At 61.1% G+C, this 12,092-nt stretch carries 10 protein-coding genes and 1 riboswitch; of the genes, 7 read left to right on the top strand and 3 right to left on the bottom strand.

The features are described 5' to 3' along the window. Window positions 1-16: 16 nt before the first annotated feature. Window positions 17-229 (top strand): YdgH/BhsA/McbA-like domain containing protein, encoded by a 213-nt coding sequence (locus RTP97_RS11125; RefSeq protein ID WP_312212140.1) that lies wholly within the window; start codon window positions 17-19, stop codon window positions 227-229. A gap of 75 nt (window positions 230-304) precedes the next feature. On the opposite strand, the gene RTP97_RS11120 is transcribed toward RTP97_RS11125, so the two are convergent. After that, window positions 305-1,483, bottom strand: a complete 1,179-nt coding sequence (locus RTP97_RS11120) for a sugar efflux transporter (protein ID WP_312413560.1) — start codon at window positions 1,481-1,483, stop codon at window positions 305-307. 184 nt (window positions 1,484-1,667) lie between these two features. On the opposite strand from RTP97_RS11120, the gene sgrR reads away from it, so the two are divergent. The 4 genes from sgrR to thiQ all read left to right on the top strand — a co-directional run bounded on the left by sgrR (window position 1,668) and on the right by thiQ (window position 6,767). After that, on the top strand, window positions 1,668-3,323 hold the full coding sequence (sgrR, locus tag RTP97_RS11115; RefSeq protein WP_312413558.1) for an HTH-type transcriptional regulator SgrR: 1,656 nt from the start codon (window positions 1,668-1,670) through the stop codon (window positions 3,321-3,323). Between the two features lie 40 nt (window positions 3,324-3,363). Then, window positions 3,364-3,462, top strand: a riboswitch (TPP riboswitch). Between the two features lie 35 nt (window positions 3,463-3,497). Beyond that, window positions 3,498-4,496, top strand: a complete 999-nt coding sequence (thiB, locus tag RTP97_RS11110; RefSeq protein ID WP_312413555.1) for a thiamine ABC transporter substrate binding subunit — start codon at window positions 3,498-3,500, stop codon at window positions 4,494-4,496. Beyond that, window positions 4,472-6,082 (top strand): thiamine/thiamine pyrophosphate ABC transporter permease ThiP, encoded by a 1,611-nt coding sequence (gene thiP, locus RTP97_RS11105; RefSeq protein WP_312413554.1) that lies wholly within the window; start codon window positions 4,472-4,474, stop codon window positions 6,080-6,082. Before thiB ends, thiP begins: the two co-directional genes overlap by 25 nt. Continuing rightward, on the top strand, window positions 6,066-6,767 hold the full coding sequence (thiQ, locus tag RTP97_RS11100; RefSeq protein ID WP_312413552.1) for a thiamine ABC transporter ATP-binding protein ThiQ: 702 nt from the start codon (window positions 6,066-6,068) through the stop codon (window positions 6,765-6,767). Before thiP ends, thiQ begins: the two co-directional genes overlap by 17 nt. Here thiQ and RTP97_RS11095 read toward each other — a convergent pair. Beyond that, window positions 6,761-7,531, bottom strand: coding sequence for a DedA family protein (locus RTP97_RS11095; protein WP_312413550.1), 771 nt, complete (start codon window positions 7,529-7,531; stop codon window positions 6,761-6,763). The two genes, thiQ and RTP97_RS11095, sit on opposite strands and share 7 nt — an antisense overlap. 125 nt (window positions 7,532-7,656) lie before the next feature. Beyond that, window positions 7,657-8,502, bottom strand: coding sequence for an arabinose operon transcriptional regulator AraC (gene araC, locus RTP97_RS11090; protein WP_312413548.1), 846 nt, complete (start codon window positions 8,500-8,502; stop codon window positions 7,657-7,659). A gap of 337 nt (window positions 8,503-8,839) precedes the next feature. On the opposite strand from araC, the gene araB reads away from it, so the two are divergent. Both araB and araA read left to right on the top strand, forming a co-directional pair. Then, on the top strand, window positions 8,840-10,534 hold the full coding sequence (gene araB / locus RTP97_RS11085) for a ribulokinase (RefSeq protein ID WP_312413546.1): 1,695 nt from the start codon (window positions 8,840-8,842) through the stop codon (window positions 10,532-10,534). 11 nt (window positions 10,535-10,545) lie between these two features. Continuing rightward, window positions 10,546-12,048: an L-arabinose isomerase gene (araA, locus tag RTP97_RS11080; RefSeq protein ID WP_312413545.1), complete on the top strand. Its 1,503-nt coding sequence runs from the start codon at window positions 10,546-10,548 to the stop codon at window positions 12,046-12,048. Window positions 12,049-12,092 lie beyond the last annotated feature (44 nt).

Below are 12,092 nucleotides of genomic sequence, written 5' to 3'. Positions count from 1 at the left end.
CTTAAGGAATACCATCATGAAATCGATTAAAACTCTTGTTGCCGCCGTTGCCCTCTCTACCCTCTCATTTGGTGCGTTTGCCCAGAGCGTTACTGCCAGCGGGACCACCATTGATGATGCCGAAGCGAAAATTGCCGCTCAGGCACAGCAGGCCGGTGCTTCTTCCTATAAAATCACCGAAGCTAACGTCAACAACAACGTGCATATGACGGCTGAGCTGTATAAATAAGTCGTTTAGTTTATTATCCGGCCTGCCATTTCGTAGGCCGGATAAGCGTAGCGCCACCGGGCGTTTTGTTGTCAATTACACATCCCTCACCCGCACTGTCAGCCCCAGCGTCAGCAGTGAAATCCCCGCAATAACCCAGTAGACCGCCCCGTGGCCATAGCTTTGCGCCAGCGCCCCCTGAATCACCCCCGCCAGAATCACCCCGGTAGAGATACTGTTGGTAAACAGCGTGGTAGCCGATCCCGCCCGTCCAGGCATCAGATCCTGAAACCAGAGCATGCCGATCCCGGCAACTATCCCGATAAACACCGCGTTAAAGAGCTGTAAGAGCAGCAGCGCCTGTTCGCTATGGAAGAAGAGCAGGCCAATATAGAACAGCACCCCCGCCGCGACCGCCAGAGTCATCATCCGCCGCTTGCCGATGCGTTTGACGTAGTAGCCAGCAAGGATCATTGCCGGGATCTCCAGCCCGGCGGCAGTGCCCATCAGGATCCCCGCCAGCCGGTCGGGCAGGCCGAGATCTCCACTGATCCACAGCGGCATATCAATGATGTACATGGTATTGCAGGTCCACATCAGCGTGGAGGCGATAAACAGCTTGCGCACGTTGCCATCGCGCCAGCCGCTAATCTGCGTCACCGCCACGTCCGCAGGCTGCTCTACTCGCGCCACCGAGGGCAGGATCAGCGCAATCAGCGCGAAGCTGATGATAAAGATCCCGGCGGCGATAGAGAACATGGCGGTAAAGCCGTAGTTTAGCGCCAGCATAAAGGCCAGCGGCGGGCCGATCACCCACGCCAGCGAGAGCTGGGCGCGCATTACGGAGCTGAACATCACCACCTCGCGGGCCGAGCTGTCGGCATACTCCCGGGCGAGGGCAAAGAGCTGCGGCATGGCGGTATTGGCCAGCGAGGCGAGCAGCACACCGCAGGTGATCAGCGTCAGGTAGTGACGGTTAAAGGCGAACAGCAGCGCATTGCCCACCGCCATCACACAGCAGAACATGATCAGCCTGCGGCGATCGCCCTGGCTGTCGGATCGTTTCGCCAGCCACAGGCTGACAAGGATCCCGGCGATAGCGTTGACGGTGTAGAACAGCCCGACCCAGAACGGCTCGGCGCCAACCTCGCGGCTAAGAAAGAGGCTGAGCGTGGGTGCCTGCAACGCCCCGGCAATGCCCATCATAAATGCAACGATCATAAACGCGGCGTAGACCCCGTTTAGCCGCCTTCCCATTGTCATCAGCCAGAGCATAAGCATCCTTTTAGGGTGTGAGAAAATAAAAAAGCCAGCAGAATCATAGCTGCTGGCGTGGCGATAAGCACCAATACTCAGTCACACAGATGAAAGCAGTTGGGCACCGCTTTCATCTGTAAGGATTATTGGCTTAATATAGGGAAAAATAAATTGCTGAGTTTTCGCCGGGAGTTCCCCTTTTATGTCCTCTGGTCGTCTGCAACAACAGTTTATCCGCCTGTGGCAGTGCTGTAACGGCGCATCCCGGGAGACAACGCTCAGCGAGCTGGCGGAGCAGCTAAGCTGTTCCCGCCGCCATATGCGTACCCTGCTCAATGCCATGCAGCAGCGCGGCTGGCTGACGTGGGAGGCGGAGGCCGGCCGCGGCAAACGCTCGCGCCTCTCTTTTCTCTATACCGGCCTCGCCCTCCAGCAGCAGCGGGCGGAGGATCTGCTGGATCAGGATCGCATCGATCAGCTGGTGCAGTTGGTGGGTGATAAAAGCGCCGTCCGGCAGATGCTGGTTTCGCACCTTGGCAGAAGCTTTCGTCAGGGTCGGCATATTCTGCGCGTGCTCTACTATCGGCCGCTGCGCAACCTGCTGCCCGGCACGGCGCTGCGCCGCTCGGAAACCCACATTGCCCGCCAGATCTTTAGCGCACTGACGCGGATAAATGAGGAAAATGGGGAACTGGAGCCGGATATCGCTCACCACTGGAAGTGCCTCTCTCCCCTGCATTGGCGTTTTTATCTGCGCCCCGGCATTCATTTTCACCACGGCCGCGAGCTGGAGATGAGCGACGTCATCACCTCCCTGCAGCGGGTTAACGCCCTGCCGCTCTACTCGCACATCACAGAGATCGTCTCCCCGACGCCCTGGACGCTGGATATTCACCTCTCCCAGCCTGACAGCTGGCTACCGTGGCTGCTGGGCCACGTGCAGTCGATGATCCTGCCCCAGGAGTGGCCGACGATGGAGAACTTTGCCAGCCTGCCGGTGGGCACTGGGCCGTATGCGGTCACGCTTAACAACAGCAACCAGCTGAAGATCCACGCCTTTGATGATTACTTCGGTTTCCGGGCGTTGATCGACGAGGTGAACGTCTGGGTGCTGCCCGACGTCAATGACGATCTCAGCGCGGGCCTGACGCTGGAGGGGCCTGGCGGGGAGGAGAAAGCGGTAGAGAGCCGCCTCGAGGAGGGGTGCTACTACCTGCTGTTTGATGCTCGCACCCATCGCGGGGCCAGCCAGCAGGTGCGGGAGTGGGTGAGCCAGATCCTCTCCCCGGCGAGCCTGCTGTATCACGCCGAGGAGCATCACCAGCGCTACTGGTTCCCGGCCTACGGCCTGCTGCCGCGCTGGCACCATACCCGTCCGGGTGGCAGCGAAAAGCCTGCCGGACTGGAGTCGCTGACGTTGACCTACTACCGGGATCATATTGAGCACCGGGTGCTGGCCCAGACCATGAGCGCCCTGCTGGCGGCGCATCAGGTCACCCTGAACATTCAGGAGGTCGACTACGATGAGTGGCACAGGGGCGACGCGGTGAGCGATATCTGGCTCAACAGCGCCAACTTTACTCTGCCGCTGGATTTCTCTCTCTTTACCCATCTCTATGAAGTGCCGCTATTGCAGAAATGCATTCCCCGTGACTGGCAGGCGGATGCCACCCAGTGGCGAGCGGGCGAGATGAATTTAGCCGCCTGGTGTCAGCAGCTGCTGGCGGGCAAGGCGATCGTGCCGCTGATCCACCACTGGCTGATGATCCAGGGGCAGCGCAGCATGCGCGGCCTGCGGATGAACACCCTCGGCTGGTTTGATTTTAAATCGGCCTGGTTTGCGCCGCCGGACCCATAAAGTATGCTTTCGGATTGCTGACATAATCACTACAATGAGGCCGTGCTCAACGGGGTGCTGCGCAATGCGTGTGCTGAGAAAATACCCGTCGAACCTGATCCGGATAACGCCGGCGAAGGGATTTGAGGCTACTGCTCAAAATCCTTTGCCACTCTCTTTCTATTGAGGTGCAAAGTGTTAAAAAAATGTCTGCCGCTGCTGCTGCTTGTGGCCTCCCCCGTTTTTGCCGCCCCGGCTGCTGATAAACCCGTTCTCACCGTCTATACCTACGACTCTTTCGCCGCCGACTGGGGGCCAGGACCCGCAATAAAAAAAGCCTTTGAGGCCGACTGCAACTGCGAGCTGAAGATGGTGGCGCTGGAGGATGGCGTCTCGCTGCTCAACCGTCTGCGCATGGAGGGCAAAAACAGCAAGGCCGACGTGGTGCTGGGCCTCGACAATAACCTGCTGGAGGCAGCCAGCCAGACCGGGCTGTTTGCCAAAAGCGGCGTGGCGGCCGATGCCGTTAACGTCCCCGGCGGCTGGAAAAACGATACCTTTGTCCCCTTCGACTACGGCTACTTTGCCTTTGTCTATGACAAAAACAAGCTGAAAAACCCACCGAAGAGCCTCAAGGAGCTGGTGGAGAGCGACCAGAAGTGGCGGGTGATCTATCAGGATCCGCGCACCAGTACCCCAGGGCTGGGCCTGCTGCTGTGGATGCAAAAAGTCTACGGGGATAAAACGCCTGAGGCGTGGCAGAAGCTGGCGGCGAAAACCGTCACCGTCACCAAAGGCTGGAGCGAAGCCTATGGCCTGTTCCTGAAGGGCGAGAGCGATCTGGTCCTGAGCTACACCACCTCTCCGGCCTATCACCTGATCGAAGAGAAAAAGGATAACTACGCGGCGGCAGACTTCAGCGAAGGCCACTATCTACAGGTAGAGGTGGCTGCCCGCACCGCAGCCAGCAAGCAGCCTGAGCTGGCGGAAAAGTTCCTCACGTTTATGGTCAGCCCGGCGTTCCAGAACGCCATCCCGACCGGCAACTGGATGTACCCGGTAAGCAACGTGACGCTGCCCGCTGGCTTTGACTCGCTGACGAAGCCGAAGACCACCCTGGAGTTCACCCCGCAGCAGGTCTTCTCCCAACGCGCTGAGTGGATCAATACGTGGCTTCGCGCGACCAGCCGCTAATTCCCGGCTGGCTGCTGCCCGGCGCTGCCGCTGCCACCCTGCTGGTGGCGGTCGCGCTGGCGGCGTTTCTTGCCCTCTGGCTCAACGCGCCGACCACCGACGTCTCGGCGCTGTGGCACGACAGCTACCTGCGTCACGTGGTGGCCTTCTCCTTTGGCCAGGCATTTCTCTCCGCCCTGCTCTCGGTAGTGCCCGCTATCTTCCTGGCCCGCGCCCTCTATCGCCGCCGCTTTCCCGGACGGCTGATGCTGCTCCGCCTCTGCGCGATGACGCTGATCCTGCCGGTGCTGGTGGCGGTCTTTGGTATCCTTACCGTCTACGGGCGTCAGGGCTGGCTGGCGTCGCTGTGCGATGCCCTCGGCCTGCCGTGGGGATTTTCGCCCTACGGGCTGAGCGGCATCCTGCTGGCGCACATCTTTTTTAACCTGCCGATGGCGACCCGCCTGCTGCTCCAGGCCCTGGAGCAGATCCCCGGCGAGCAGCGGCAGCTTGCCGCCCAGTTGGGGATGCGCGGTTTCGCCCTCTTCCGCTTCGTCGAGTGGCCGTGGCTGCGGCGACAGATCCCACCGGTGGCAGCGCTGATCTTTATGCTCTGCTTCGCCAGTTTCGCCACCGTGCTGTCGCTGGGCGGCGGCCCTAAAGCTACCACCATCGAACTGGCGATCTATCAGGCCCTGAGCTTCGACTACGATCCCGGCCGCGCCGCGCTGCTGGGGCTATTACAGATGATCTGCTGCCTGGGGCTGGTGCTGCTTAGCCAGCGCCTGAGCAAGGCTATTCCGGTAGGCAGCAGCCAAATCCAGGGCTGGCGCGATCCCGAAGACAGCCGGTGGGCCCGGCTAAGCGACGGCCTGCTGATGGGCCTGGCGCTGCTGCTCCTGCTCCCGCCTCTGCTGGCGGTGATCGTCGAGGGCGTTAATCGTAACCTGCCTGCGGTGCTGGCCCAGCCGGTGCTGTGGCAGGCGGTGTGGACCTCCCTGCGCATTGCCATGCTGGCCGGGCTGCTCTGTGTGATCCTCACCATGATGCTGCTCTGGAGCAGCCGCGAGCTGCGGGCGCGCGGACAGCCGCGCCGGGGCCAGGCGCTGGAGCTGAGCGGGATGCTGATCCTCGCCATGCCCGGCATCGTGCTGGCAACCGGCTTCTTTCTGCTGCTCAACAACTCTGTCGGCCTGCCCACCTCGGCGGATGGGATTGTGATCTTTACCAACGCCCTGATGGCCATTCCCTACGCCCAGAAGGTGCTTGATAACCCGATGCGGGACATTACCGCCCGCTACAGCCTGCTGTGCGAGTCGTTGGGCATGCGCGGCTTTTCACGTCTGCGGGGGGTGGAGCTGCGTGCGTTGCGGCGGCCGCTGGCCCAGGCGCTGGCCTTCGCCTGCGTGCTCTCAATCGGCGACTTCGGGGTAGTGGCGCTGTTTGGTAACGAAGAGTTCCGCACGCTACCCTTCTATCTCTACCAGCAGATTGGCGCCTACCGCAGCCAGGACGGCGCGGTGACGGCGCTGATCCTGCTGGCGCTCTGCTTTGCCCTCTTTACCGTTATTGAAAAACTTCCGGGCCGCCATGCTAAAACTGATTGATGTTACCTGGCTCTACCAGCATCTGCCGATGCGCTTTACCCTCGCCGTCGAGGCGGGCGAGCAGATTGCCGTGCTGGGACCCAGCGGCGCGGGGAAAAGCACGTTGCTCAACCTGATCGCAGGCTTTATTCAGCCGGTGAGCGGCACGATTATGATTGGCGAGCGGGAACATACCGCTACGCCGCCGTCGCGCCGTCCGGTATCGATGCTGTTTCAGGAGAACAACCTGTTCACCCACCTGACGGTGCGGCAGAACATTGGCCTCGGCCTGCATCCCGGCCTGAAGCTCAATGCCGGGCAGCAGCAAAAGCTGGCGGAGATTGCCGCCCAGATGGGGCTGGAGACCCTGCTCGACCGGCTGCCGGATCAGCTCTCCGGCGGTCAGCGGCAGCGGGTAGCGCTGGCGCGCTGTCTGGTGCGGGAGCAGCCCATCCTGCTGCTGGATGAGCCGTTTTCGGCGCTCGATCCGGCTCTGCGTCAGGAGATGCTGGCCCTGGTGCAGCGCGTTTGCCAGCGGCAAAACATTACTTTGCTGATGGTCTCCCACAGCATTGAGGATGCCGCGCGCATCGCCAGCCGGGCGCTGGTGGTAGCCGAGGGGCGCATCGCCTGGGACGGCGCAACCGCCGATCTGGTCAGCGGCCGCGCGCCCGTCTCGGCGCTGCTGGGGATTGAACGTCAGTGACCGGTGATGACCTTACCGAGAATCGTTAGATAGGCAGGCATCAGCGGATGGCGAGCCACCGCCACGCAGGCAATCACCGCCACGCCGAGCAGCAGCGGAGCCACCCACAGCAGCCGTCCGCGTGGCAGGTATTTTGTCAGCCGATCGCTGCCGGACTTGCCGCTGCGCCACAGTCGCCAGCAGAGCCACACTGCTACCCAGAGCAGCAGCGCCGCGCCCAGCAGCAGCCATTTGAACGCCCCGCTCTGCTCGTCGGCAGGAATATCAATCGCCGCCCCGGCGAGAATACCCGGTAAAAAGTAGAACGGCGGCCAGAGCAGGCAGCCGATAACGTTAGGCAGGATAAACTTGCTGACCGGGAGATCGAGCATCCCGGCAACCATCGGCACCAGCGGGCGGGTTGGCCCGACAAAGCGGCCGACCAGAATGGTAAACATGCTGTGCTGGTGCAGGGCATGCTCGGTCTTATCGAGCAGCGCCTTGTTCTTTTTCATAAACGACCAGCGGTGCAGCGGCTTTTTAAAGCGCCAGCCGAGCCAGAAGGAGATCCAGTCTCCCAGCAGGCAGCCGACAATCCCCGCCAGCCAGGCATACCAGAAGTTCACCTCGCCGCTGCCGATTAGCGCCCCGAGTCCGGCCATCATCACCGTGCCGGGCAGGATCAGTCCCACCAGCGCCAGCGACTCCAGAAAAGCCACAAGGGCGATCGCAATGAGCGTATAGGTCGCTGATTGCGTAATAAAATGTTCCAGAAATGCCTGCATACGCTGTCCGTTTTAGTGACGAAGCAGGGATTCTCCTGAGCCGGTAGCGCCTCGTCAAGCCTGCAATTGTCCGATTAGTTTACTGTCTGTATCAGACCTCGGCGGCGGCATTTCGTTTCTTTACGTTATTCACACCCCGCGCGGAACTCGCTCGGGCTGGCTCCGGTACATTTTTTAAACACCCGAGAGAAGTAGAGCTGATCCTCAAAGCCGACGTTGCGCCCGACGCTGGCGATGGGCATCCGCGTGGTGCTGAGCAGCAGCTTAGCCTGGCTGATGCGCTGATCCTCCCGCCAGCTGAGCACGCTGACCCCCAGCTGCTGGCGGAAGAGGTGCGACAGCCGCGACGGCGACAGGCAGACGTGCTGCGCCACGCCGGCAATATCGAAGTGGTTATCCGCCAGGTGATCGCTGATGTACTGGCAGGCGTCACGCACCCGGTTATCCAGCGGCGGATGCAGCGATTCGTTGATCGCATCCATACGCCGCAGCAGCACCTGCTCCAGCAGGTTGATCGCCAGTAGCTCGCTGTAGCGCCCGCCCCGCTGCCCTGCGCTGATGATCTGGGCAAACAGCTCGCTAAAGCTGGACTGATGGAGGTCGTCAGGACGGAAATAGCCGGTCTGGGCAAAAAGGGTTGGCCAGGTCAGCCACTCATGCCAGTAGGCGCGCGGCCGGAAGTAGACCCACTGGTGATACCACTCCCGCGCCTCAGGGTGACGGCCATAGTGGTGCACCTCGCCAGGCGGGAAAAGCAGGATATCGCCGGGGCGGCAGACAAACTGCCGACCGTTGTTGTTGACGATCCCCTCCCCTCGCACCGTCAGGTTAAGAATGTAGCCCTTCATCCCCAGCGGACGGTCGACAAAGAAATCGAGGTAGCCGTCGGCCTCGATGGGCGTCAGCCCGGCGACCAGATGGGCATTAAACGAATAGCCGGGCAGCAGAGGATCGTTTTGCAATTCAGCCATAAACAGCGCGCTCCAGGTGGTGGTCAAGGAAACCATTTGTCCATATTGGGTTTTATTTCATCACTCTGCTACTCTGCTCAACCTGCGACAAAAACCGCAGCGTGACAACCCCGCCAGATAAAAGCACTTTCCCCGTTTTGTCTAATCTACACCGATAAAAAGGGGTAACAAAAGTGTCTATAAACCCGGCAGAAATGTCCACATTGAATATTTGCAGTGAGTCACACTTTCCGCTGGAACAGCATTTTTATCCATAAGATTAGCGGATCCTGCCTGACGCTTTTTAGCCCCTGTCTCTAATGTTTCTCCATACGGTTATTTTGGATGGAGTAAGACGATGGCAATTGCAATTGGCCTCGATTTTGGCAGCGATTCAGTACGCGCGCTGGCAGTAGACTGCGAGCTCGGCACTGAGATCGCCACCAGCGTGGAGTGGTATCCGCGCTGGCAGGAGGGGCGTTATTGCGACGCTCCGCGCAACCAGTTTCGCCATCACCCACGCGACTATATCGAGTCGATGGAGGCGGCAATCAAGAGCGTGCTGGCCCAGCTGAGCGCCGAACAGCGCGAGCAGGTGAGCGGCATCGGCGTGGACAGCACCGGCTCGACGCCAGCGCCCATTGACGCCGAGGGGCGCGTGCTGGCGCTGCGCCCGGAGTTTGCCGACAACCCCAACGCCATGTTCGTGCTCTGGAAAGATCACACAGCGGTAGAGGAAGCCGAGGCTATCACCCGCCTCTGCCATCAGCCGGGCAAAACCGACTACTCACGCTATATCGGCGGGATCTACTCCAGCGAGTGGTTCTGGGCCAAGATCCTGCACGTCACCCGTCAGGATGCTGCCGTCGCCCAGGCCGCTACCTCGTGGATTGAGCTGTGCGACTGGGTTCCCGCCCTGCTCTCCAACACCGTTCGCCCGCAGGATATTCGCCGCGGGCGCTGCAGCGCTGGACACAAATCCCTCTGGCACGAAAGCTGGGGCGGCCTGCCCCCAGCCAGCTTTTTTGACGAGCTGGATCCCATCATCAATAAGCATCTCAGCTGGCCGATGTTTACCGAGACGTATACCGCCGATCTGCCGGTGGGCAACCTGAGCCCGGAGTGGGCGCAGCGTCTGGGCCTGTCGGAAAAAGTGGTGATTGCCGGCGGCGCATTCGACTGCCATATGGGCGCAGTGGGCGCAGGGGCGCAGCCGAACACGCTGGTGAAGGTGATTGGCACCTCAACCTGCGACATTCTGATTGCCGATAAGCCCAGCGTTGGCGATCGCGCGGTGAAAGGCATCTGCGGCCAGGTTGACGGCAGCGTGGTCCCGGACTTTATCGGCCTTGAGGCCGGGCAGTCGGCCTTCGGCGATATCTACGCCTGGTTTGGCCGCATCCTCGGCTGGCCGCTTGAGCAGCTTGCGCTCCAGCATCCAGAGCTGAAAACCCAGATCCAGGCGAGCCAGAAACAGCTGTTACCCGCCCTGACCCATGCCTGGGCGGAGAATCCTTCTCTCGATCACCTCCCGGTGATCCTCGACTGGTTCAACGGTCGCCGCACCCCCAACGCTAACCAGCGTCTGAAGGGGGTGATCACCGACCTTAACCTTGCCACCGACGCGCCGCTGCTATTTGGCGGGCTGATTGCCGCCACCGCCTTCGGCGCGCGCGCCATCATGGAGTGCTTTACCGACCAGGGGATCGCGGTCAACAACGTGATGGCCCTCGGCGGTATCGCCCGTAAAAACCGGGTGATCATGCAGGCCTGCTGCGACGTGCTCAACCGTCCGCTGCAGATTGTCGCCTCCGATCAGTGCTGTGCCCTTGGCGCGGCGATCTTCGCCGCCGTCGCCGCAGGGGATCATCCGGATATCCCGACCGCGCAGCGCCACATGGCCAGCGCCGTCGAAAACACGCTCCAGCCTGCTCCCGCTCAGGCGCAACGCTTTGAACAGCTCTATCGCCGCTACCAGCACTGGGCGGCCAGCGCTGAGCAACACTATCTCCCTTCAGCCGCGCCAGCGTCGCAGGCCGCTCTGACCCATTAAAGGACACGATAATGACTATTTTTAATAACTACGAAGTATGGTTTGTGATTGGCAGCCAGCATCTCTATGGCCCGGAGACCCTGCGCCAGGTCACGCAGCACGCTGAGCAGGTGGTGAACGCTCTGAACGGCGAAGCCAAACTGCCCTGCAAGCTGGTACTGAAGCCGCTCGGCACCTCGCCGGATGAGATCACCGCTATCTGCCGCGACGCCAACTACGACGACAGGTGTGCGGGCCTGGTGGTGTGGCTGCACACCTTCTCTCCGGCCAAAATGTGGATCAACGGCCTGACCATCCTGAACAAGCCGCTGCTGCAGTTCCATACCCAGTTCAACGCTTCCCTGCCGTGGGACAGTATCGACATGGACTTTATGAACCTGAACCAGACCGCGCACGGCGGCCGCGAGTTCGGCTTTATCGGCGCGCGGATGCGCCAGCAGCACAGCGTGGTGACCGGCCACTGGCAGGATGGGAAAGCCCAGCAGCGCATCGGGGCATGGATGCGCCACGCGGTCTCCAAACAGGATACCCGCCATCTGAAAGTGTGCCGCTTCGGCGACAACATGCGTGAAGTCGCGGTAACCGACGGCGATAAAGTGGCGGCGCAGATCAAGTTCGGCTTCTCAGTGAATACCTGGGCGGTGGGCGATCTGGTGCAGGTGGTTAACGACATCAGCGAAGGCGATATCAGTGCGCTGGTGGATGAGTATGAGAGCAGCTACCGCCTGACCGCTGCCGCACAGGTTAACGGCGATAAACGCCAGAACGTGATTGACGCCGCCCGCATTGAGCTGGGCATGAAACGCTTCCTTGAGCAGGGTGGCTTCCACGCCTTCACCACCACCTTTGAAGATCTGCACGGTCTGAAGCAGCTCCCGGGCCTCGCCGTGCAGCGCCTGATGCAGCAGGGCTACGGCTTTGCGGGCGAAGGCGACTGGAAAACCGCCGCCCTGCTTCGCATCATGAAGGTGATGGCAACCGGTCTGCAGGGCGGCACCTCCTTTATGGAGGACTACACCTACCACTTTGAGGACGGCAACGATCTGGTGCTCGGCTCCCATATGCTGGAAGTGTGCCCGACCATCGCCCTGGATGAGAAACCGATCCTCGACGTGCAGTACCTCGGCATCGGCGGCAAAGCCGATCCGGCCCGCCTGATCTTCTCGACCAAAACCGGCCCGGCGATCAACGCCAGCCTGATCGATCTGGGGGATCGTTTCCGCCTGCTGGTGAACTGCGTTGATTCCGTCGAGACCCCGCACCAGCTGCCGAAGCTGCCGGTGGCCAACGCGCTGTGGAAAGCCCAGCCGGATCTGGCTACCGCCTCCGAGGCGTGGATCGTTGCCGGGGGCGCGCACCACACCGTCTTCAGCCACGCGCTGGATCTCAGCGACATGCGCCAGTTCGCCGAGCTGCACGACATTGAGCTGGCGGTGATCGATAACGATACCCGCCTGCCGGCGTTCAAAGATGCGCTGCGCTGGAACGAAGTCTATTACGGCTCTAAACGTTAAGTCCGTAACGCCCGGTGGCGCTGCGCTTACCGGGCCTACGTGGA

The sequence above is a fragment of the Pseudescherichia sp. genome (genome assembly GCF_031998825.1).
Taxonomy (GTDB): domain Bacteria; phylum Pseudomonadota; class Gammaproteobacteria; order Enterobacterales; family Enterobacteriaceae; genus Pseudescherichia.
This window is presented reverse-complemented; position numbering and strand designations above follow the sequence as displayed.